The organism is Streptomyces sp. NPDC006332 (assembly GCF_040612855.1).
In the GTDB taxonomy this organism is placed as follows: domain Bacteria; phylum Actinomycetota; class Actinomycetes; order Streptomycetales; family Streptomycetaceae; genus Streptomyces.
Genome location: NZ_JBEXRA010000007.1, coordinates 186,379 through 206,336 on the forward strand (window position 1 = coordinate 186,379; position 19,958 = coordinate 206,336).

General features: G+C 67.5%; 21 protein-coding genes. 11 read left to right on the top strand and 10 right to left on the bottom strand.

Annotated elements, in window-relative coordinates:
• Positions 1 to 9: 9 nt before the first annotated feature.
• The 3 genes from ABZ027_RS09510 to hemL form a co-directional block, all read right to left on the bottom strand.
• Positions 10 to 1,293, bottom strand: a complete 1,284-nt coding sequence (locus tag ABZ027_RS09510; protein WP_356766069.1) for a hypothetical protein — start codon at positions 1,291 to 1,293, stop codon at positions 10 to 12.
• Positions 1,294 to 1,400: 107 nt separating this feature from the next.
• The gene (locus ABZ027_RS09515; RefSeq protein ID WP_356766156.1) at positions 1,401 to 2,060 is read right to left on the bottom strand and encodes a histidine phosphatase family protein; all 660 of its coding nucleotides are present in this window, start codon (positions 2,058 to 2,060) and stop codon (positions 1,401 to 1,403) included.
• Positions 2,061 to 2,155: 95 nt separating this feature from the next.
• The gene (gene hemL, locus ABZ027_RS09520; protein WP_356766072.1) at positions 2,156 to 3,472 is read right to left on the bottom strand and encodes a glutamate-1-semialdehyde 2,1-aminomutase; all 1,317 of its coding nucleotides are present in this window, start codon (positions 3,470 to 3,472) and stop codon (positions 2,156 to 2,158) included.
• Positions 3,473 to 3,791: 319 nt separating this feature from the next.
• Here hemL and ABZ027_RS09525 point away from each other — a divergent pair, with 319 nt between their 5' ends.
• On the top strand, positions 3,792 to 4,427 hold the full coding sequence (locus ABZ027_RS09525; protein ID WP_356766074.1) for a hypothetical protein: 636 nt from the start codon (positions 3,792 to 3,794) through the stop codon (positions 4,425 to 4,427).
• Between the two features lie 441 nt (positions 4,428 to 4,868).
• On the opposite strand, the gene ABZ027_RS09530 is transcribed toward ABZ027_RS09525, so the two are convergent.
• Complete coding sequence (locus ABZ027_RS09530; protein ID WP_356766076.1) at positions 4,869 to 5,558, bottom strand: YdcF family protein; 690 nt, start codon at positions 5,556 to 5,558, stop codon at positions 4,869 to 4,871.
• Positions 5,555 to 6,598 (bottom strand): hypothetical protein, encoded by a 1,044-nt coding sequence (locus ABZ027_RS09535; RefSeq protein WP_356766078.1) that lies wholly within the window; start codon positions 6,596 to 6,598, stop codon positions 5,555 to 5,557. The genes ABZ027_RS09530 and ABZ027_RS09535 overlap by 4 nt, the downstream gene beginning before the upstream one ends.
• A 119-nt stretch (positions 6,599 to 6,717) precedes the next feature.
• On the opposite strand from ABZ027_RS09535, the gene ABZ027_RS09540 reads away from it, so the two are divergent.
• From ABZ027_RS09540 to ABZ027_RS09560, 5 genes are all read left to right on the top strand, one after another.
• Entirely contained in the window at positions 6,718 to 7,134 is a 417-nt protein-coding gene (locus ABZ027_RS09540; RefSeq protein WP_356766079.1) for a hypothetical protein, read from the top strand.
• Positions 7,134 to 7,547 (top strand): hypothetical protein, encoded by a 414-nt coding sequence (locus ABZ027_RS09545; RefSeq protein WP_356766081.1) that lies wholly within the window; start codon positions 7,134 to 7,136, stop codon positions 7,545 to 7,547. Before ABZ027_RS09540 ends, ABZ027_RS09545 begins: the two co-directional genes overlap by 1 nt.
• A gap of 230 nt (positions 7,548 to 7,777) precedes the next feature.
• Entirely contained in the window at positions 7,778 to 8,938 is a 1,161-nt protein-coding gene (locus ABZ027_RS09550; RefSeq protein WP_356766083.1) for a radical SAM protein, read from the top strand.
• Positions 8,935 to 9,147 (top strand): hypothetical protein, encoded by a 213-nt coding sequence (locus tag ABZ027_RS09555; RefSeq protein ID WP_356766085.1) that lies wholly within the window; start codon positions 8,935 to 8,937, stop codon positions 9,145 to 9,147. Before ABZ027_RS09550 ends, ABZ027_RS09555 begins: the two co-directional genes overlap by 4 nt.
• A gap of 120 nt (positions 9,148 to 9,267) precedes the next feature.
• Positions 9,268 to 10,071, top strand: a complete 804-nt coding sequence (locus tag ABZ027_RS09560; RefSeq protein WP_356766158.1) for an aminoglycoside phosphotransferase — start codon at positions 9,268 to 9,270, stop codon at positions 10,069 to 10,071.
• Between the two features lie 234 nt (positions 10,072 to 10,305).
• Here ABZ027_RS09560 and ABZ027_RS09565 read toward each other — a convergent pair whose 3' ends face one another.
• From ABZ027_RS09565 to ABZ027_RS09580, 4 genes are all read right to left on the bottom strand, one after another.
• A complete protein-coding gene (locus ABZ027_RS09565; protein ID WP_356766087.1) occupies positions 10,306 to 10,845 on the bottom strand; it encodes a hypothetical protein in 540 nt (179 codons plus the stop codon).
• Between the two features lie 81 nt (positions 10,846 to 10,926).
• Positions 10,927 to 12,912, bottom strand: a complete 1,986-nt coding sequence (locus ABZ027_RS09570; RefSeq protein ID WP_356766089.1) for a hypothetical protein — start codon at positions 12,910 to 12,912, stop codon at positions 10,927 to 10,929.
• On the bottom strand, positions 12,909 to 14,072 hold the full coding sequence (locus tag ABZ027_RS09575) for a 5'-methylthioadenosine/S-adenosylhomocysteine nucleosidase (protein ID WP_356766090.1): 1,164 nt from the start codon (positions 14,070 to 14,072) through the stop codon (positions 12,909 to 12,911). The genes ABZ027_RS09570 and ABZ027_RS09575 overlap by 4 nt, the downstream gene beginning before the upstream one ends.
• Complete coding sequence (locus tag ABZ027_RS09580; RefSeq protein ID WP_356766091.1) at positions 14,073 to 14,816, bottom strand: NUDIX domain-containing protein; 744 nt, start codon at positions 14,814 to 14,816, stop codon at positions 14,073 to 14,075.
• A gap of 500 nt (positions 14,817 to 15,316) precedes the next feature.
• Here ABZ027_RS09580 and ABZ027_RS09585 point away from each other — a divergent pair, with 500 nt between their 5' ends.
• Both ABZ027_RS09585 and ABZ027_RS09590 read left to right on the top strand, forming a co-directional pair.
• The gene (locus ABZ027_RS09585; RefSeq protein WP_356766094.1) at positions 15,317 to 15,712 is read left to right on the top strand and encodes a DUF6153 family protein; all 396 of its coding nucleotides are present in this window, start codon (positions 15,317 to 15,319) and stop codon (positions 15,710 to 15,712) included.
• 91 nt (positions 15,713 to 15,803) lie between these two features.
• The gene (locus tag ABZ027_RS09590) at positions 15,804 to 16,472 is read left to right on the top strand and encodes a DUF305 domain-containing protein (protein ID WP_356766096.1); all 669 of its coding nucleotides are present in this window, start codon (positions 15,804 to 15,806) and stop codon (positions 16,470 to 16,472) included.
• Between the two features lie 77 nt (positions 16,473 to 16,549).
• On the opposite strand, the gene ABZ027_RS09595 is transcribed toward ABZ027_RS09590, so the two are convergent.
• On the bottom strand, positions 16,550 to 17,977 hold the full coding sequence (locus ABZ027_RS09595; protein ID WP_356766098.1) for an MFS transporter: 1,428 nt from the start codon (positions 17,975 to 17,977) through the stop codon (positions 16,550 to 16,552).
• A gap of 146 nt (positions 17,978 to 18,123) precedes the next feature.
• Between ABZ027_RS09595 and ABZ027_RS09600 the strand changes: the two genes are divergently transcribed.
• The 3 genes from ABZ027_RS09600 to ABZ027_RS09610 all read left to right on the top strand — a co-directional run bounded on the left by ABZ027_RS09600 (position 18,124) and on the right by ABZ027_RS09610 (position 19,951).
• On the top strand, positions 18,124 to 18,846 hold the full coding sequence (locus tag ABZ027_RS09600; RefSeq protein ID WP_356766100.1) for a TetR/AcrR family transcriptional regulator: 723 nt from the start codon (positions 18,124 to 18,126) through the stop codon (positions 18,844 to 18,846).
• 198 nt (positions 18,847 to 19,044) lie between these two features.
• Positions 19,045 to 19,347 (top strand): heavy-metal-associated domain-containing protein, encoded by a 303-nt coding sequence (locus ABZ027_RS09605; protein ID WP_356766102.1) that lies wholly within the window; start codon positions 19,045 to 19,047, stop codon positions 19,345 to 19,347.
• Positions 19,348 to 19,417: 70 nt separating this feature from the next.
• Positions 19,418 to 19,951, top strand: a complete 534-nt coding sequence (locus ABZ027_RS09610; RefSeq protein ID WP_356766104.1) for a DUF4396 domain-containing protein — start codon at positions 19,418 to 19,420, stop codon at positions 19,949 to 19,951.
• The last annotated feature ends 7 nt before the right edge of the window (positions 19,952 to 19,958 follow it).

Here is a 19,958-nt window from a genome sequence, read left to right on the forward strand (position 1 = left end):
ACCCGCATTTCAGGCGGCTTCCCCGGAGGCCGTGGAGCCGGTCGCGGGCGTCTTCTTCAGGAACTCCTTCCAGCCGCCGGCGGGTTCCTGGCCGACCTCCAGCGAACGGAGCTTGGTGAGCACCTCGGGCTTCTGCGCGTCCATCCAGTCCACGAACTGCCGGAAAGAGACCAGGCGTACGTCCCCGCCCTTCTCCTTCTCGCGCGCGATGTGCTTGAACGCCGCCTCGACGGCGTCCATGTAGATGCCGCCGTTCCACTGCTCGAAGTGGTTGCCGACGAAGAAAGGCGCCCGGTTTGTCTCGTATGCCCGCTTGAATCCCTGGATGTACGCCTGGGACGCCTGCGTCCGCCAGCCCGGGTAGTTGTACGCCGGAGCCTTGGTCGAGTTGATCGACTGGTTCGCCAGGATGTTGTAGTCCATGGAGAGCACTTCGAAACTGTGTCCGGGGAAAGGTATCTGCTGCAACGGCAGGTTCCAGATCCCCAGCGTCTTCTCCGGCCACATCTGACGCCCGCCCGGCGAGGAGGCGTCGTAGCGCCAGCCGAGCTCACGGGCGGTGGGCAGCAGGTTGTCCTGACCGAGCAGACAGGGCGTGCGAGCGCCGACGAGTTCCTTGTCGTAGTCGAAGGGCAGCGCGGGCAGCTCGCTCCAGCCGGTGTTGGTCCGCCACTCCTTGACGAAGCCCTTCGCCTGGTCTATCTCGCTGCGCCACTGCTGGGGCGTCCAGTTGCCGACCGTGCCGGAGCCGGAGCAGAAGTGGCCGTTGAAGTGGGTACCTATCTCGTGCCCCTCGAGCCATGCGCGGCGGACGTTCGTCAGCGTCGCCTTGACGTGGTCGTCGGTGAGGTAGCCGATGTCGGAGGCGCCGCGACGGTTGTTCGGCGGGTCGTAGAGACGTTTCTTCGACTCGGGGAGCAGATAGAGCCCCGACAGGAAGAAGGTCATGCTCGCGCCGTGTTCCTTGGCGAGGTCCAGGAAGCGGGGGAAGAGCCCGTTGCCGACCTCGCCGGCGCCGTCCCAGGAGAAGACGACGAACTGCGGCGGGGCCTGGCCCGGCTCCAACGGTTCGGGTTTCCCCGGCTGGTGGGGCTGCTTGCCGGTGAACGAGGTGGAGCCGTCGCCGATGGGGCGGGCGGTGGGCCTGGGGCTGCCACTGGGGCGATCACTCTTGGAACGGCCGGGGCCACTGGCTCGGCCTGAGGCGGTGGGACTGGCGCAGCCGGCGAGTCCGGCCGCCGCCGCGGCCCCGGCGCCGAGTCCGAGTGCTCCCCTGCGGGTGAGAGTGCGCATGGCATCCCCGTTCATCGCGTTCTCTGGTGGTCACCCAGTCAGAGGAGGCGACGAACGGGGAGGTTCCTCAGATTCTTACGGTTCTCGTAACAGAGGAGACCCCGCGCTCAGGCCCCGAAGGCCTTGCCGTTGCCCTGGCCCTTGCCCCTGTTCGGCTTGGCGCCGGCGAGGAGGTGGGCGGGGACGAGGTCGCGGGCGGGCTCGGTGTAACCGACGGAGACGATCTTGTCACCCCGGTAGGTGAAGGACGTCAGCGAGGCCAGCGTGCACTGCCGCTTGCGCGGGTCGTGCCACAGCCGCCGCTTCTCGACGTACGACCGCACGATCCAGATCGGCAGCTGGTGACTGACGAGCACCGCCTCGTGCCCCCGCGCCTGGTCCTTCGCCGCGTTCAGCGCGCCCATCATGCGCACCACCTGGTCGACGTACGGCTCCCCCCATGACGGCCGGAGCGGGTTGACCAGGTGCTTCCAGTTCTCCGGCCGCCGCAGCGCCCCGTCGCCGACGCCGAACGTCTTGCCCTGGAAGACGTTCTCGGCCTCGATGAGCCGCTCGTCGGTGGCGAGGTCCAGCCCGTGCGCCTTGGCGATCGGTGTGGCCGTCTCCTGCGCGCGCTCCAGAGGGGACGCGCAGACATAGGTGACATCGCGGGCGGCGAGGTGCTCGGCGACCCGGTCGGCCATCTGCCGGCCGAGCTCGGAGAGGTGGTAGCCCGCGAGACGGCCGTAGAGGACACCGTCGGGGTTGGCGACCTCGCCGTGCCGCATGACGTGCACGACGGTGAACTCGCTGGTGCCGTCGTCGCCGCCGCTGTGGCCGCTGCCGTTCTTGCTGTCGCCGATCTTGCTGTTGCCGTTCTCGCTCACGCGGTGGCCTCCGCAGCCGCTCGGGCCGCCGCCGGAAGGGCGTCGGCGATCCGCTGGATGGCCCGCTCGTCGTGGGCCGTGGACACGAACCAGGACTCGAAGGACGACGGCGGCAGATAGACACCGTTCGCCAGCATCGAGTGGAAGAAGGCGGTGAAGCGGTACGACTCCTGCGCCTTGGCGTCCTCGTAGTCGCGGACCGGGCGGTCCGTGAAGAAGACGGAGAACATGTTGGAGGCGTTCTGCACGGTGTGCGCGACGCCCTCCTTGGCGAGCGCGTCCGAGACCAGCGCCTGGATCCGCGTCGACACGGCGCCGACCTTGGCGTACGCCGCGTCGTCGAGGAGCCGCAGCTGGGCGAGGCCGGCGGCGGTGGCGATCGGGTTCCCGGAGAGGGTGCCGGCCTGGTAGACCGGGCCGGCCGGGGCGAGGTGCTCCATGACGTCGGCGCGACCGCCGAAGGCCGCCGCCGGGAACCCGCCGCCCATGACCTTGCCGAAGGTCATCAGGTCGGGCCGCACCCCGTCGATGCCGAACCACCCGCTCCGGCTGGTGCGGAAACCGGTCATGACCTCGTCGGAGATGTAGAGCGCGCCGCCCGCGGCACACGCGTCCTTCAGCCCCTGGTTGAAGCCGGGCATCGGCGGTACGACGCCCATGTTGCCCGGGGAGGCCTCGGTGATCAGGCAGGCGATCTCGCCGGGGTGGGCGCGGAAGGCGGCGTGCACGGCGTCGAGGTCGTTGTACGGAAGGACGATGGTGTCGCCGGCCTGGGCACCCGTGACGCCGGGGGTGTCGGGGAGCGCGAAGGTCGCCACGCCACTGCCCGCCGCCGCGAGCAGGGAGTCGACGTGACCGTGGTAACACCCGGCGAACTTGATCACCTTGGAGCGCCGGGTGAAGCCGCGGGCGAGCCGGATGGCCGACATGGTGGCCTCGGTGCCGCTGGACACCAGCCGCACCTGCTCCAGGGGCTCGATCCGGTCGACCATCTCCTCGGCGAGCGCGACCTCGCCCTCACCGGGGGTGCCGAACGAGGTCCCGCGGGAGACGGCGTCCTGGACGGCGGCGATGACCTCGGGGTGCGAGTGCCCGAGGATCATGGGCCCCCAGGAGCAGACGAGGTCGACGTACTCCCTGCCGTCCGCGTCCGTCAGATACGGGCCGGTGCCGGACACCATGAACCGGGGCGTTCCGCCCACGGCACGGAAGGCACGCACCGGGGAGTTCACGCCGCCCGGCGTGACGTCGGCCGCTCGGTCGAACAGGGCCTGCGAGGCAGGCGCGTCGTATGCATAGGGATATTCGCTCATGACCTGCGACTTCTCCGACCTTCCCCGACTTCTCGGACTCCGGTTGTCTGTGACCTCCTCAGGGTAGGCCAGGGGGCACATGCGACCGCGGGGCAGCCGCCCGTCCCCGACGATCTGCGAAACTGGCCACTGATACACACAGCTCACATGGCCCCGGCGTACGTATAGGTGTACGGAAGCTTGTTCAGGGGCTGCGAAGATCCTGCGGACAGGTGTTTCAACGCACGTTTCGTCAGGCGGCCGTGGGGGAGGTCACTGACACGATGATCGGGTTGCGCGGCGGGGGCCACGCGTCCTAGAACAGCAGTCGGGTGGAGATATGCATCGCGGTGGCGGACTGGGCGAGGGGACTGACGACCTGGGTCCTCGACGTGCCCGGCGGGGAAGGCACCGACGCGAGGTGGAGGAATCGAACGAACCACGTCAGGGACACGTTGTACCGGGTGGACCGAACGAGTCGGAGCTGATCGACCGACGAGTCGAACAGCTGAGGGCGGGGAGCAGGAATGGTGGTCGGGTGGGGGTGACGTACAAGTATTTCGGCGCGCCCGACGGCGCGACTGCGGCCCGCGTCCCGATCTCGATGCGCCCCGAGGAACTCGGCGGCGACGAGCTCGGGATGAACGGCATGTTCACCAAGATCAAGCCGGAGACGATGGCGGCGATGGTCCTCACGGGCATCGAAGGCGTCCCCCTCAACAGGGTGCCCCCGCTGGAACTCGTCGTCCTCCACCCCGACTACGCGGTGGTCAAGCTCCCCATGACGGTCGTCGACCCGCTGCGCGGCATCGGCGAGGAAGCGGTCGGCGCGGCGGCGTTCATCTGGTCGACGGTCCCGGACCGGGGTGGACCACGGGACGCGTTCAATGTGTACCAACTGCTGCATGAGTGGCAGGACTTCAGCCATCGGTTGCATGAGGCGGGGCATCAGCCTTATTGCCTGGTGTGGCCCTGAGCTGGGGTTTCGGAGTTGGACACCGCCTCGCCCAGATCACAGAGGGGCGGTGAGCCATTGATCCCGGAGATCATCCTCGGCAAGGCTCCTAACGCTACGCGCCGCACCGCCGGGATCATGCTGCTGTTCAGTACGTCGCCGCTGCAACCAAGGGCGGCGAGCAGGGCAATCGTCGACGCCAGGACTTCACGCACTGCGGGCTAGCAGTACTGCCGGAGCGGATGGGTCGGCGAGCCGCACCTGGCTGATCAATTGTCGGGCGCCCGTCGGGCAGGTGCGCGGGGAGCGTGAGCCACTGCTGCCCGGCAGGGCTGTCCAGTGCCGCGAGGCGGGTCCGGTGCTGGTAGTCGCGCCGTACACTCGGGCCAGCGCGGACAGCCGTGGGAAGAGGTTCGGCTGGGGGATCGCACCCACCCCGCCCGCGAACCAGCGTGGAACGGGTCAGGTGCCGATGAGGCGGCTGTCGAATCCGCCGCGCAGAAGGCGCTCGTAAGCGTCGTACACATCCCCCGGTACATCCTGCTCGACGGCGAAGCCGAGCTTCGGGTACTCGATCACCCGTTGAAGGTCACCGACAAGCATGTCGACGACGAGCTTCTCGTCGCCGATCGACTTGATGTAGTCGTCCAATTCCAGCGGCTCCGAAGCGCACACGACTTCAGCCTCGGGCCACAGCTTGCGGCACGTCGCGTACGAGCGGCGCTCCATATACGGCTTCGAAATCAGCAGCAGCGACTCGACCGCGATGCCACCCTCGGCCAGCAGCTCGCGGGAGAGGGTGATGTTCTGGCCGGTGTTCGCTGCCTTCGTGTCGACCAGAATCGCCTCGTCCGGCACACCCAGGGTCAGTGCGTGCTCACGGTAATGGACCGCTTCTCCACGCGGGAAGCGGACTCGGGTGGTGGGGCTGTTGCCTCCGCTGAACACCACGACCGGGAAGAGGCCGGCGCGGTAGAGGTCGGCGGCCGTGGTGGCTACTCCGAGGTCGTGACTGCCCAGGCCGATCGCCGCCGAGCAGGGCCGCTGCGCATGGCCCATCTGGTGGTAGTTCCAGATCAGCGTCGCGTCGTGGAACTGCTCCTCGGTGATCTGGCGCTGCTCGTGCTCCGGCACTGGCACTCCCTGGCTCATCCCTGCTGGTCCTTCCGGATGCCCTCGATACTGCGCAGCTGGTGGCTCAGCCCGTACTCGAGGGCCACCTGTGCCGCCTGATCGAGGACGGACAGCCCATCATTCCGGGTCGCCGCATCCGACAGAAGGATGTGCCCGTATGCGGTGTCCAACCGCACCCGCTGCATCGGGGAGTCGACCGTGCCGGTGGTGCGTGCGATGTCGATGAAGTGCAGGGCCTGCTTCAGGTCACCAGCGCCTCGGTGGGCCAGGGCCAGCTTCTGGTGGGCGACCGACCAGTCCTCCGGCTCGCCCAGGTCCTCGAAAGCATGGGTGGCGTCGGCCATGACGGCGGTGGCGTACTCGTTGTTGCCCTCCTTACTCAGCGCCGTGCCCACCCAGAGCCGGGCCCTGGCACGATCGCGGGAACTCAAGCGCTCATCCCCGGCGAGAACTTCGTACTGGCGGGCGGAGGCTTCCAGCTGGCCGGACATCTCCTGGACGACGGCGAGCGAGAGCTCGATCTGGGCCACCCGGCGAGGGATGTCGAGCTCGGTGAACATGCCGCGAGCGGTCAGGTAGGAGTGCCGTGCGGAGAGCGGACCGAGGATAGCGCCCTGGTCACGTTGGAGGTCGCCGAGAAGCACGAGGGAACGGCCGTAGAGGTAAAGGCCCTTGTCATCCAGGTGATGCGGGTCGTGGCGAGTCAACCAGCGGTTCAACAGTGAGGTGGCAAAGGGGAAATTCTGGCGGCTGACACAGACCACAGCCCGCTCGAGGTCCTCGGTCCAGGTCTCGTAGTCCGCTGGCCGCGTGCTCTTCCTGTCGGGGACGATCAGCGCCTCGAACCTGGCCTGCGCACCGGAGTCCGCGCGGGCCAGCGCGGTGTCAAGGATTGCCTGGGTATCCGGGCGGGGCCGGGTTGCGGTACTGAGGCCCTCCCACTTCGCAACCGTGCGCAGCGCGACACCGAGGTGCTCGGCGAAGGCGCGCGTGCTCATGCGCAGCGCGGCGCGCAGGGCGCTCGCCTCCCGACCGGTCCACTGCTGCACGCTGACCACGGATGACCTCCCTCCGTCACGTATGGAAGCACTGTCGGTGACGGCTTGGGGTGGGAAGTGCAACGGAAGTACAACAGCAGGTCATTTCGAGGCCGTTCACGACGGCCGACGCTGTGGGCATGGACGACGACCTCATCACCGAACGCCGCCGCGTCGCCTTCCCCCAGGTCTTCGGCTACCTGCGCCACGTCGCCGGGGGACTGCGCCGCCACTTGGCGCTCGTCCACTGCCTCACCGAGTATTGCGACCGGCACGAACTGGCCCTGTGCGGCGTCTTCACCGAACGCGATTCCACGGTGATCATCCGCTCCCCCGCCTTCGTCGGTCTGCTCGACGCCCTCGAACTCCCCGATGCCTACGGTGCCGTGGTTCCGGCTCTCAGCCACCTCGGCCCGAAGAGCCTCGGCACCGAGCGCAAGCGGCAGATAACAGCAGCAGGCGCTCGCCTGATCGTGGTCCGCCACCTCACGCCGACCCCGGAATCCACCTCTTCGCTCGGCGCGAGCCACAGCTTCCGACTGCTGGGGGATGCGTGATGTCCGTGCGTGACGCGTTGCGAAGGGCTCCCCTGGTGAACGACGTGCCGGGGTTGCGGCTGCTGAAGGTCGGTGACGGCTGGGACGTCGTGCGCACCTCCGCCGGGATCGGCCTCCTCGCCCTGGCCTACCTGCGCTTCATCGGTACTTCCGTCGGCCCCGTGCTCTACGACAGGCCCCACCAGCGTCTCTATTACGCCGTCCCGACCGGCACCGCAGCCAGCTGGGACGGTCTGCCGGTACGGCACCTCTCCACCAACTCCTGGCTCGTCGCACCCGGCCTTGAGCTGCTCGACGACTGGTTCGGCGGGTGGTGCGAGCTGCCTGACGACGACACCCTCACCGACGCCGAGGCCCTCCGCGCTGCTCTCCAGCACCCCTACGTCGCCACAGCTCTGGAGGGAAAGCCGTAAACGGCCGTCTCGCCGCCAGGTCGCGCAGGCTGCCCGCTATGCCGGACCACTGCTGATCGTGCTCGTGTCCACCTCGTACGGATTCGCGATCGACGTGACCGCATCGACACGCACGGATCACACCCTGACCCGCGCTTGACCAGGGATCCACCGGCTGAGCTGGCGGCCAACCCGATCGCCGCCCACTACCAGGCCCAACCGACCGCGCATATGCAACCTGTGGAGGTTCCATGACCGAGACGAACACCAGCGCCGAGAGACCGGGGACCAAAAATGCTCCGCGGCTCGTGGCCAGCCCATTTCTTGCCCAATACCTCCTCGTCCAGCCCGGCCGGGCGGCCGGCGTGCGCATCCCGGAGGCTCGCTACGAGGAGCTGTGGGTCGCGGGCGGGGAAGGCCGATCCGTCCCGGACTGGCTGGCCGACGCGGCGAGGGAGGCGTGGAGGACCGAACTGCCCTCGTCGCCAGTCGGCGACGTCGTCCTCGTCCGCGAGCGGTCCCCTTTCGGGTACGGCAAGGCGTCGTGGGAGATCAACCTCGGCTGCGACTACGACTGCGAGTTCTGCTATCTCGGGGAGAAGCGGTTCGATGGCCTGGACTGGGCCGGTAAGCAGTCGCTGCTCCAGACCCTGAAGGACGCCGGTGTCCTGTGGTTGCAGATCACAGGCGGTGAGGCGCTGATCGACCGCGAGTTCGGCGCGGCTTACGAGCTCGCCCATCAGCTCGGGATGATGGTCCAGGTTTCGTCCAACGGCTCCTCGCTGCGGAAACGGCCGATCCGAGACCTGTTCGCCCGCCACCGGCCGTACCGACTGACCCTGAGCGTCTACGGAGCCACCGCCGAGACGTACGACAAGGTGACGCGGAACCGTGGGGCGTTCAGCCGGTTCCTGCAGGGCCTGGACGCCGCCCGCGAGGACAGACTGCCGGTCCGCCTGAACGTGATCGTCTCGGACGGCAACGCGCACGAGACAGACGCGATGGTGCGCCTCGCGAAGTCGTACGGCTTCCCGCACCAGGTCTTCACGAACATGTCGCCCACGATCGACGGAGCGTCGAACCCACTGGCGACGCAGGCACTGAGCCATCTCAAGGCCCGCAGCGTCTTCACCGGCTGCAACGCCGGCCACACGTTCTTCCACGTCAACCCGCATGGCATCGCGTCGATCTGCAAGGTCGGCCGTGACCCGAGCGTGAACCTCATCACCGAGGGCGTCGAAGCCCTCCCCCGACTCGGCGCGGTCGCCGAGTCCCTACAGCTCCGCACCGGTGGATGCTCCGGCTGCACGAAGGTCGGCACGTGCCGCACGTGCCGACCGCTGGCCAGGCTCTACCAGGAGGCGGGGGACCGACGAGAGCTCTACTGCCAACATGGAGGTTACGGATCATGACTCCGTCCACCGCAATCCTGACCCCGCCCCGCGAACCGGTCATGCTCACCATCGGCCGACGACCGATGGAAACCCCGACCGGTGCCCTGCCGGTGCCGCTGATCGCCGTGTCGATCGAGGACGACGAGTTCCAGATCATCGCCGACCTGGACGAGGCTGCCGAGGGCGCCGAGTGCAGCTGCTCGGCCGGTGACGACCAGCCGTACTAGATCCACCACGGGTGGCGCCAGTGCCACCCTCTCGTTCCATCCCTCAGTGCCGCCTCGGCCGTACCCTGGCCGGGGCGGCACTGCCCGTATCCGAGCACTCCTGAGGAACCGCGCGTGTCCATGTCCCGCATCCCCTACGAGCAGCTTCCGGCCAGCATCCACCGGGCCATCGCCGACAAAACCGGCACCGTCCATCAGGCGGCCACCGCGCCGGGCGGCGTGAACTCCGGCATCGCCTCCGTCCTGGAGACGAACAGCGGCAGGGTCTTCGTGAAGGGCATTCCTGCCGACCATCCCCAGGTCGCTGCCCAACGCCGCGAGGCGGCTGTCGCTCCGTACCTGCCGGCATCCTGTCCGCGCCTCTACTGGCACCTGGAGTGCGGCGGCTGGAGCTTGCTCGGCTACGAGGTGGTCGACGGACGCCACGCCGACTACGCGCCAGGCTCGCCCGACCTGCCGCTCGTGGAAGCCGCGCTTGTCGAGCTGCAGGACGTCACAGCACCCCCGGGCATCGGTCTCAAGGACGCCGTCGACCGGTGGGCGGACTATGCACCGCCGGGCTCCCTGCACTACTTCGAGGGCGACACTCTCCTGCACACCGATTTCGCCCCGGACAACGTTCTGGTCACCGGTGACCGTGCGCGACTCATCGATTGGGCCTGGCCGACCCGAGGGGCGGCCTGGATCGACCCTGGCGCCCTTCTCCTTCAGCTCATGGACGCCGGGCATTCCGTGGAGGAGGCGCTCGCCTTCGCTCGTCGGTTTCCATCCTGGCGGGAGGCAAAGACCGAGGCGCTCGCAGCGTTCAGCTCGGCCACGGCGGCACTGTGGCGGGAGATTGCTGAAGTGGAGCGGACACCATGGAAGTTGGGGATGGCGGAGCAGGCGGCGACCCTCGCGAGCATCGAAGACGGGAACTTGTAGGCGCTAGGTGTATTGACCTGTCCTAACCTCCACCAGTGCATCATCGGGCACGATGCCGAAGGGCACACCGGTCACGTTGTGGCCCTTCGGCGTACGTAATTGCGCCGTCTCAGGTGGCGGCAGCCGGTTCACTGTCCGAGCTGCACGGCGGGCAGCCCAGCGCTGCGGAGGCGGTTATTCCACCGTGCCGGTCGGGACGGCGAATTGAACATGAAGCGGGGCGGAAAAGCAGCACTACCGCCCCGCATAGCGCAGGAACTGCCAGCCCAATACTGCCAGGGCAAGTGTCTGGGCGAGGGAGACGATCACGAGTAAAGGCTGGACGGCGGGAGAGCACCAGAACGCGGTCACGCAGATCATCGGCAAGGCCAAGTACGTGAACAGATCCACAGCGGTCTGTATTCGCTTGCGCGTGGTGTGGCTCGCATCGCCGCGGTGGTAGATCTCCCAGCCGAACACTGCGCCGCGGGCGCCGCTGAGTTCGGCCAGCCGCGGCCCCAGCTGATCGCGAATGTAGCAGCCAACTGCCGAGATCTTCTCGTCGTTGACCAGGTAGGTCCAGCCCAGGACGAGGCAGATCACGGGGACTGCGAGCAGCAGTTGAGCCTGCCTGCTCTGGACGGTGATCGCCAGGACCGCAGTGGATGCGGCGAGCGTGAAGTAGAGCAAGTTGTCACGGAATCCTATGCGGGTTTTCTGCTCCTCCTTGATGCGGTCGTACTCGGTCAGCAGCAGCCTGCTCTCGGTGACGTCTTCTGTGGCGGCCACGGACATTCCTAAGCTCGGGTTGCGGCTGGGCTGGGTGGGCAGGACTCCGGCGCTCCGACTCCTGCTCGCCCGAAAGGCCCAGGAGACTCAGTCGGCAGCACGGAAGGACGGCAGGTTGTTGGGGTTGTTGCGCTCGATCCAACCCTTTCCGTCCGCCGCGATTCCTTCCAGGAGGCGGAAGGTGTGGATGAAACCAGCCGCATTGAGGTTGACTTCGGATATTTCCTGGGCGTTTTCGTCCGGCGCCAATTGGTGGGTGTCGGCGTCTTTGACGCGAATATTCCTGGCCGGCCCGTTGGTAAGGACGAGCTCCAGGTCGTAGCCGACATTGGTGCGTTCCGTGACTTGCACGGAAGACAATGCGTCGAACCGATAGTTACTTCGCTGCTCGTTCCCACGTTTTGCGTCAGTGAAATCGAATTCCGTGCTGATTTCACGAACGCCATCCTGTGTGACCAGGAAAAGACGGAAACTGTAGCGCGAGTATCGCCAAGGACCGCCTTTCACACGCCCTCGCTTGTAGGGGCGCGCGGGTGTCATCAGGATGGTATGGGTGATCAGGTCGCGCCACGTGAGCTGGTAGTGGCGGAGGGCTTCGTCAACGAATAGCGTCTTGTCGCAGGTGAGCCAGGTCTCCATTTCCAGCTCACTGGGTCGCGTGGTGTCCAGGAACGACTTCCAGTTCTGGTACGCGACTTGCCGCGCGGTCAGCCGCTCTTGATATTCCTGGTTTTCCTCGGCCAGTCGGTGCTCTTCACCCCGGGCCTCCAGCCACGAGGATGCAGCCGCGTGTCCGGACCAGACTGCACCGGCTACGGCCAGGATGGCCAGCAGCATCTGCGACGCGTCGGAACCTGAGGCCACTGTTCCGAGCAGGGCCAGAGTCGTGCTGCCGAGAGCGATGAGGGCGACCACGCACAGCACCTTCGCCACCGCCGGCATCTGGTTCTGGTGACGGTGAACGAACAGAGTCCCTTTGCTGTGGCGGTCTCGGGCATCCTCAGCGAGATAGCGGATCAGCCAGTTAACCCGGTCCACGCTGATTCGGCTCTCGCGATAGAGAAGCGCGACCTCGGCAATGAGGCTGTTGCGGATGTGAACGGTATGACCGAGCCATTCGTACGGAGCGAATCCGTGGGGCACGCGGGTACTGAAGTAGTGGTCGAACGAATGACGGACGCGGTTGGTGAACCCGTCCCCGGCCGAGGCGGGATGGCCCACGTACGGGTTGTGGAACTCACGGTTCTTGACCCTCAGGTGATGTACCTGGTACGACCAACGGCCGCCGAAGTGAGCCGCGGTCAGGCCCGCACCGATCGCCACCAGTAACTCGATGACTGCCTCAGCCGGATCCGCGACCAGCGCCAAGATCCATAGGAATGCGGTGACGACGACGAACAGGCCAACTCGGACTGGGAGGGCTGCCCGGGCGGCAGCAGCGGTGCTCGGACAGGGCGGCAGGGCCCGTGGCCCGATGGGGTCGGGTTCGAAGTAGGCCCAGACCCGTTGGACCCGGTCGTTGCCGAAGCGAGCTGTCTCGGCCCCCTCGCGGTTCTCGGCCCACAGGCTGTCCTTCAGCCCTCCGGTAAGTACGAGGTCGAAGTGATGGAGGATCAGGTCCCGCTGGCGAGGCGACAGGGCTCGCAACCGCTCCAGTACGCGTCCTGACTCGCCGTCCGCGGTGCTGAGCATGGCCAGCAGTTCGAAAGCGACGCGCAGAGCGTCTTTCCACTCTCCCTCGGCGTAGGTCCGTACGAGCCCGGAGGCGTGGTGCAGCCGCTGGAGTTCTTCTTTGCTTAGGTCGTGGTAGGCGCGTGCACTGAGCATGGCGAGCACCCAGTGGAAACGGACCTCCGCGTTGTCGTGCCCGTGGGCGATCGCGTCACTGATCATGTCGCGAGCACGGCTGGAGATACCATCCTCCAGGAACCGAATACCAACCTTGTACTTTTCCAGAGGCGATGCGTCCGGGTGGACGAAGTACACGTTGGAATTGTGTACGGTCTCGGCCTGGATTCCGACGGTGGAGTCGTATGCGGCCGAATTGTGCGTGACACTGCTGCCGTCGTTCATGACAAGTCACCCGCCGCGACAACCAATGGTGCCAGCCTGGCCAGCAGCTCGGGAAACTCCGCGATCAGACCACGTAACCTCTTGAGTGCCATGGTCGCCCTCTTGGACGGCTCGGGAGTGGTCTCCCTTGCCGCCCGGCGGGCAAAGCCCAGCTCGCCAAGTGCCTCTCGATAGGTGTCGTCATCGATCGCACCCTCGGCGTGGTAACGCTTCAGGTGCTCACGGAAACCGTCCAGCTCCGCGACCAGGTCCACCGGACCGGTCACCTTCGGGTCCGTGTTCAGGTAGACGCTGCTCTCGTTAACCGAGCCGGCCATGATGCCAATGGTGCTGTTATGGGCGGTATTGCTGACGTGCTCTTTGAGTCTGTCGGCCGTATGGGCCCTGTCTGCCTGGGACATTGCGATCTGCTCCTGTTCTCCCACCAGTTCCACCGCCAGCCGTGTGGCGAATGCCGCCGCGTTCGCCGCGGCCCGTGGTTGCCAGTTGCGGTCCTCCGCGCTGTTTTTCGTACCGTCCGCTCGGTCGCTGATTCCTCGGATGATGGCCACCGGTGCCCCGTTGAGATGACCGGCCTGCGCCACACCGGCGGCCTCCATCTCGATCGCGAGCGCATCGTTGTAGTGCTGCCGAATCCACCGCGCCTCGGCCGAGATCTTTGAGTTCTGTACGACCTCGCCGGCTGCGATCGCGCCGAAGCGCACCTGCGGCGCGCGCCCACGACCGGGCATGTGGTCGGCCCAATCGTTCACGCGAGCCAGGTGCGAGCCGAGTTGGCTGATACCGTGCGCCGTCTCCCACACCCGGGGACGGGCCTTGAGCCCGTCGTCCTCGCTGGTCCCGCCGTGGTAGGCGTACACGTGCGTCGCCATCACCACGTCACCCAGTCTGGCGGTGTCCCAGAGCGCACCGGCGACGCCGACGAACAACACGGCCACCGGCGAAAACTCCTGTATCGCGCGCTCAGCGATCACTGCGGCGGAATGATTTCCTTTGTTGGTCAGACCGAGCGCGACACGACATGAAGTGCCCTGCACGGTTCCCACCTCGAACAGCGTTCCGCGCTCATGACGGTGCATTTGTGGACCGGCAAGGCTCCGACGCACGGCTTCGTACTCGAGATTGAGGGCGGTGAGAATCACCACCAGGTCTTTCGACATCTATTCCCCTTCCTCGTTCGTGTCCTCTTTCGTCGTGGACGGCACAGGTCGGATCAGTGGCGGGAACAACACCGTCTTCGACCCTGCCCGGTACAGCCGCGCGGGCCGCCCTCCCGTCGTCCTGCGTCCCGAGCCGACAGGGACGATGAATCCCTTTGCCGCCTGGACTTTCCGGTAGAAATTACGGATGTCGAGTTCGGTACCCCAAACTGCCTCGTACACCTGCTGCAACTCGGTTATGGTGAAAGTTTCTCCACAAAAAGCCGTGGCCAGCGCCGAGAATTCGAGCTTGGTACGCGCGCGTTCGATTCCGTCGGTCACGATCCGGCGGTGATCGAAGGCCAGTTCCACCTCACCGGACAGGACGGCTTCCGCGGGAACCCACGCAGCATCCACAGCATCCGTTCCCGCGACCGGTTCGGGGAGTCCGGGCGCGATTGCCAAGTGGGCCACGGAAACGACTCGTCCTCGTGGATCACGGCCTACGTCTCCATAGATGGCCAACTGTTCAAGGTGCACGCACCCGGCAACCAGAGCGGTTTCCTCACTCAGCTCACGGTGGGCGGCGTCCAGGATCTCCTCGCCAGCGTGATTGAGGAATCCACCAGGCAGAGCCGACATGCCCTGAAAAGGATCTTCACCCCGCTCGACGAGCAGGACACACAGTCGCCCCTCACGCAGCGTCAGGATCACGAGATCGACCGTCAGTAGCACAGGCGTGGGTGACCACACGTCAGCTTGCATGCCTCTTACGGTACTTCAGTTCCTGTCACTTTAACAATAAGTGTGCCGCTGAGGCCGCTGGTGCTGTATGACGGAGGTGCTCCGAGCGGTCAACGCGTCGTCAGCTCCGCAGCCAAGCGTGTGCCGATCATGGTTTGCTGGTTCGGTGTTGCCTCGAAGAGCCTCGGGAACGGTGCTTGCGCTCCAGGTAGGTGTGGAGGGCTGCCTGGGCTCGGGCGGACGGGGACGTGTGCAGCCCAGCCCACGAGCGAGAGCCAGGACGCATGAGCCTGGGAAACGGCGTTGACCCGTGAGAACTACATGAGGCGGGGCATCAGCCGTACTGCCTTGTCTGGCCGTGAGCCGGGCGGTTCATGGTGTGTGGGCGGGGCTTTCGGGTCCCGCCCTCGTCGTGTGCGCGGGATCAGCGCGATCGCGGTGAACGCGAGCGCCGTCGCGCCCGTACCCACACGGACAGCTCCGATGAGCCTGTGTCACAGGCTCCGCCTAGGATGATCCCGATGAAGAGTCCCGAGCAGCACCTCGCGCCACCGCCCGTGCGGCCGTGGCGTGCGCTGCTCGTGCTCGGGCTGCTGGCGGGGCTACTGGCCATGCACGCCATGGCTCCCGGCGGCATGGGCGGCCATGAACGGGCCGCCGACATGCAGCGCATGACGTCCGTCTCGGTCAGCGCTCACGGCGAGTGTGCCGGGGACTGCGGCGGAGGACACCTCCAGCACGCCGACCCGACCTGCGCGGCGGCCGCGGTACGCGGTACACCGTCGCTGCCCGCCCTCCTTCCCGACCCGGTGGCCGTCCCCGAACGGGGCGACGCCGTCTGCGCGTACGCGGCTGAAGCCCCGGACAGCGCACGGGCTCCACCGTCTCTGGCGGAACTCCAACTGCTGCGGATCTAGACACCACGAGGCACCACGTCACCGGTACGGCGACACGGTGCGCCTCGGCATGTCCACATCCAATTTCGTACAGCACCACAGGAGTTTCCGCATGCGCAACACCCGTACCCTGACCCGCCGCGCCGTCCTCACGGCCGCCACCGTCACCGCCGCCCTCGTCCTCACCGCCTGCGGCGGCGACAGCGGCAGTGACAGCGAGAGCACCGGTAGCGCGGGCAGCGACAAGTCCGCGTCGTCGTCCGCGAGCGCCGGGGCCGATGCCGCGGCCGGCGCGCACAACGCCCAGGACGTGTCCTTCGCGCAGGGCATGATCCCCCACCACCAGCAGGCCCTGGAGATGGCGAAGCTCGCCGCCGGCCGGGCCTCCTCCCCCAAGGTGAAGGACCTCGCCGCGCGCATCGAGAAGGCGCAGGACCCGGAGATCAAGACCATGAGCGGCTGGCTGACGTCCTGGGGCGAGGACGTCCCGGCGTCCGGCGACAGCATGGAGTCGATGCCCGGCATGGACCACTCGGACGGATCCGGGATGGCCGGGATGATGGATCCCGCTGACATGGGCAAGCTGGAGAAGGCGTCCGGCGCGGACTTCGACACCATGTTCCTGACCATGATGATCGACCACCACAAGGGCGCCGTCGAGATGGCCAACACCGAGCAGAGCAAGGGCAAGTACGGTGCCGCCACGTCCATGGCCGGCGACATCGTCACCGCGCAGACCGCCGAGATCACCGAGATGAACAAGATCCTCGGCAAGAACTGACGGTCAGAGGGAGTGCACGGGGAGGGGCCGGTGTCCGCGCCGGTCCCTCCTCTCTGCCTCCGATCGCGTCCGCGCCTTCAGTGCACGTGCGGGCCGCCGATTGCCTGCGGCTTGGTGTGCGGTACGAGGACGAGGGCGATCAACGCGCCGGCCGCGGCGATGACGGCCGTGAGGGTGAAGGCGTCGGTGAAGCCGCCCGCCGTTCCGTGTTCGATTCCGGACGCGGCAACGGTGGACAGCACGGCGACACCGATCGAACCGCCCACCTCGTGGAACGTGTTGACCACCCCGGAGGCGAGCCCCGCCTCCCCGGGGGCGACTAGGGCGAGCGCGGTGGTGGTGGCGGTGACGAAGACGGCGCCGATGCCGAGCGTGGCGATGACCAGGCCGGGCAGCAGCCTCACGTACACGCCGCCGTCCGCCGGGAGCATGGCCAGGGGCACCGTTCCGGCCGCCGCGACCGCGAGCCCGGCCACCGCGGTGGTACGGCTGCCGATCCGGCCGACCAGCCGCGATCCCAGGTGGGCGCCGACACCGGTGGACACGGCGACCGGCAGGAAGACGAGGCCGGTCTCCAGCGGGCTGTAGCCGCGCAGGTGCTGGAGGTACACCGAGCCGAGGAAGAAGAACCCGATGAGCAGCGCGGTGGCCACGAGCATCAAGAACGCTCCCGCCAGCACGGGGCGCCGCGTGAACATCCGTACGTCCATGAGCGGGGCCCGGCTCGCCCGCTCCACGGCACCGAATGCGGCGTACAGGACGAGGGCGGCGAGCAGCGGCAGGACGGCCGTCGGGGCGGACCAGCCCGCGTCCCCCGCCCGCACCAGACCGTAGATGAGCGCGGCCGTGCCCGCGGTGACCAGCACGGCGCCGGGCAGGTCGAGCCGGGCCGGCTGCGGGGCGCGGCGCGGCAGCAGCGTGGGCAGGGCTGCCAGCGTGACGACGCCGACGGGGACGTTGACGAAGAACACCCACTGCCAGCCGGGCCCGTCGGTCAGGGCTCCGCCGAGCAGGACACCGGCGGCTGATCCGGTGCCGCCGAGGGCCGCCCACACGCCGAGGGCCTTGTTGCGCTCGGGGCCGTGGAAGGTGGTGGTGACGATCGACAGGGCGGCCGGGGAGAGCAGTGCGGCGCCGACGCCCTGCAGAGCGCGTCCGGTCATCAGCATCGGGGCGCCGGTGGCGAGTCCGGTGACGAGCGAGGCGGCCGTGAACACCGCGAGTCCGGCGAGTGCGGTGCGATGGGCGCCGAACACGTCGGCGAGACGGCCGCCGAGCAGCATCAGCCCGCCGAAGCACAGGGTGTACGCGGCGACGACCCAGGTGAGGGCCTCGCGGCCGAGGTGGAGGTCGGCGGCCATGTCGGGCAGGGCGACGTTCACGACGGTGACGTCCAGGATGAGCATGAACTGGGCCACGCAGAGCAGCGCCAGCATCAGCCCGCGGCGGGGTACGGGCGGTGCGGGATTGCGCTCCGTGTGGAGGGTGGGATGGGCGTGACTCATGACGGCTCCCTCGAAACAGCCCGTGACGGATGCGGCCGGGGCAGGACCGTGCCAGGGCAGGCGGCTCTCTGCGACCTGAACTGAACTGTACGGGGCAGTTCACATGAACTCAACCGTTCAGTTCAGGTGCTGGGTAGACTGACGCCATGAGCTCAGCGAATGCCGCACGGCCGGCCACGCAGGCCACGTCCGCCGCTCCCGCCGCAGGCGCACACGCCGCACGGGCCGCAAAGCAGCCGCCCACCGGACCGCGCGCCGAGGCGAAACGGCGAGCGATCGTGACGGCGGCCCGCGAGCTGTTCCTGCGCGAGGGGTTCGAGGCGAGCGTGGACGCGATCGCGGCAGCGGCAGGCGTGTCGAAGGTGACGGTCTACAACCACTTCGGCAGCAAGGAAGCGCTGTTCATCGGGGTCATCAAGGACTCGCTCGACGCTCCCCTGGAGGGCGCCCTGGTCAGCGCCATGGACCGTCTGGCCGAGGCCGACGATCTGCGTGAGGCCCTCACCGACACGGCGCGCGCCTGGGTTCACGGCACCCGCTCCAACCCCGACATCCTCGCCCTGCGCAATGTCGTCAGCCGTGAACTGCACCGCTTCCCGGAACTCGGCGCCGCCTGGCACCAGGCGGGACCGGAAGGACATCACCCCGCCGTGGCCGACACGCTGCGGCGACTTGCGGACGAGGGCCGCCTCGACATCCCCGACACCGAGGTCGCCACCCTCCAGCTGTACTCACTCCTGCTCTTCCCGCACCTGGTGTTCAGCACCTACGGCACGACCATCGACGACGACCTCACCGACCGCCTGATCGCCGGCGGCGTCGACATGTTCCTCGGTCAGTACGGTCCGCGGGCCGACAGGCTGCGGTAACGGCTCGCGCGATCGGCGCGGATCGGAAGGAAGGGAGACGCGCGCACTTCAGATACCCCCAGGGGGTGTGAGATTTGGGTCTTTTATTGGGTGTCGCGGATACCCTCCTGGGGTATACAGTTTCAAGTGTCGTGCACGGGTACCCCTACCCCGTACCCGTGCCCATGCGGCTGTGACCGAACCGACCAGGAGGAACCCATGTCTTCGTCTTGCTGCTCCACGGACGGCACCTGCTCGACCGGCACCGCGGACCAGGCCACAGCTACCGCGACCGCGACGGCCACGGAAAGCGCCACCACGACGTACGCCGTCTCCGGTATGACCTGCGGCCACTGCAAGGCAACGCTCACCAAGGTCATCGGTGCGCTGGACGGCGTGACCGGTGTCGATGTCGACCTCGACACCGGCCGGGTCACCGTCACGAGCGCCGCCGAGCCGGACGACGCGGTGATCGCCGAGGTCGTCGACGAGGCCGGCTACGAGCTGACCGGCAGGGCCTGACCCGCACTCCCCCACATCACCGGGACCCGGGTGACGAGATCAGGCAACCCGACGGGAACGGAGCTGATTCATGAACCACGGCGATCACCACACCGACACCCCGCACGACCAGTACGAGCAGGACTCCCACGGCGGTCACGCCGGTCACGCCTCCCACGCGGGGCACGCGGGTGCCTCCTGGGCAATGGCGGTGAAGGCGACGCTGCACTGCCTGACCGGGTGCGCGATCGGCGAGATCCTCGGTATGGCCATCGGTACCGCCCTCGGCTGGGGCAACGTGCCCACCATGGTCGCCGCGATCGCCCTGGCGTTCCTGTTCGGGTACTCCTTCACCCTGTTCGCGGTACGCGGGGCCGGTCTGGACCTCAAGTCCGCGATCAAGGTGGCTCTGGCCGCCGACACCGTTTCCATCGCCGTGATGGAGCTGGTGGACAACGCCATCATCGCCCTCGTCCCGGGCGCGATGGATGCCCAGCTGTCGGACGGGCTGTTCTGGTCGGCACTCCTGGGCGGGTTCGCGGTCGCCTTCCTGATCACGACCCCGGTGAACAAGTGGATGATCGGCCGCGGCAAGGGCCACGCCGTCGTCCACGGCTACCACTGAGGACCCA

Excerpts from the sequence above, each read along its gene's own strand:
- ABZ027_RS09510 (WP_356766069.1), bottom strand. The coding sequence starts at position 1,293 with ATGCGCACTCTCACCCGCAGGGGAGCACTCGGACTCGGCGCCGGGGCC.
- ABZ027_RS09515 (WP_356766156.1), bottom strand. The coding sequence starts at position 2,060 with ATGCGGCACGGCGAGGTCGCCAACCCCGACGGTGTCCTCTACGGCCGT.
- hemL (WP_356766072.1), bottom strand. The coding sequence starts at position 3,472 with ATGAGCGAATATCCCTATGCATACGACGCGCCTGCCTCGCAGGCCCTG.
- ABZ027_RS09525 (WP_356766074.1), top strand. The coding sequence starts at position 3,792 with ATGCATCGCGGTGGCGGACTGGGCGAGGGGACTGACGACCTGGGTCCT.
- ABZ027_RS09530 (WP_356766076.1), bottom strand. The coding sequence starts at position 5,558 with ATGAGCCAGGGAGTGCCAGTGCCGGAGCACGAGCAGCGCCAGATCACC.
- ABZ027_RS09540 (WP_356766079.1), top strand. The coding sequence starts at position 6,718 with ATGGACGACGACCTCATCACCGAACGCCGCCGCGTCGCCTTCCCCCAG.
- ABZ027_RS09545 (WP_356766081.1), top strand. The coding sequence starts at position 7,134 with ATGTCCGTGCGTGACGCGTTGCGAAGGGCTCCCCTGGTGAACGACGTG.
- ABZ027_RS09550 (WP_356766083.1), top strand. The coding sequence starts at position 7,778 with ATGACCGAGACGAACACCAGCGCCGAGAGACCGGGGACCAAAAATGCT.
- ABZ027_RS09555 (WP_356766085.1), top strand. The coding sequence starts at position 8,935 with ATGACTCCGTCCACCGCAATCCTGACCCCGCCCCGCGAACCGGTCATG.
- ABZ027_RS09560 (WP_356766158.1), top strand. The coding sequence starts at position 9,268 with ATGTCCCGCATCCCCTACGAGCAGCTTCCGGCCAGCATCCACCGGGCC.
- ABZ027_RS09565 (WP_356766087.1), bottom strand. The coding sequence starts at position 10,845 with ATGTCCGTGGCCGCCACAGAAGACGTCACCGAGAGCAGGCTGCTGCTG.
- ABZ027_RS09570 (WP_356766089.1), bottom strand. The coding sequence starts at position 12,912 with ATGAACGACGGCAGCAGTGTCACGCACAATTCGGCCGCATACGACTCC.
- ABZ027_RS09575 (WP_356766090.1), bottom strand. The coding sequence starts at position 14,072 with ATGTCGAAAGACCTGGTGGTGATTCTCACCGCCCTCAATCTCGAGTAC.
- ABZ027_RS09580 (WP_356766091.1), bottom strand. The coding sequence starts at position 14,816 with ATGCAAGCTGACGTGTGGTCACCCACGCCTGTGCTACTGACGGTCGAT.
- ABZ027_RS09585 (WP_356766094.1), top strand. The coding sequence starts at position 15,317 with ATGAAGAGTCCCGAGCAGCACCTCGCGCCACCGCCCGTGCGGCCGTGG.
- ABZ027_RS09590 (WP_356766096.1), top strand. The coding sequence starts at position 15,804 with ATGCGCAACACCCGTACCCTGACCCGCCGCGCCGTCCTCACGGCCGCC.
- ABZ027_RS09595 (WP_356766098.1), bottom strand. The coding sequence starts at position 17,977 with ATGAGTCACGCCCATCCCACCCTCCACACGGAGCGCAATCCCGCACCG.
- ABZ027_RS09600 (WP_356766100.1), top strand. The coding sequence starts at position 18,124 with ATGAGCTCAGCGAATGCCGCACGGCCGGCCACGCAGGCCACGTCCGCC.
- ABZ027_RS09605 (WP_356766102.1), top strand. The coding sequence starts at position 19,045 with ATGTCTTCGTCTTGCTGCTCCACGGACGGCACCTGCTCGACCGGCACC.
- ABZ027_RS09610 (WP_356766104.1), top strand. The coding sequence starts at position 19,418 with ATGAACCACGGCGATCACCACACCGACACCCCGCACGACCAGTACGAG.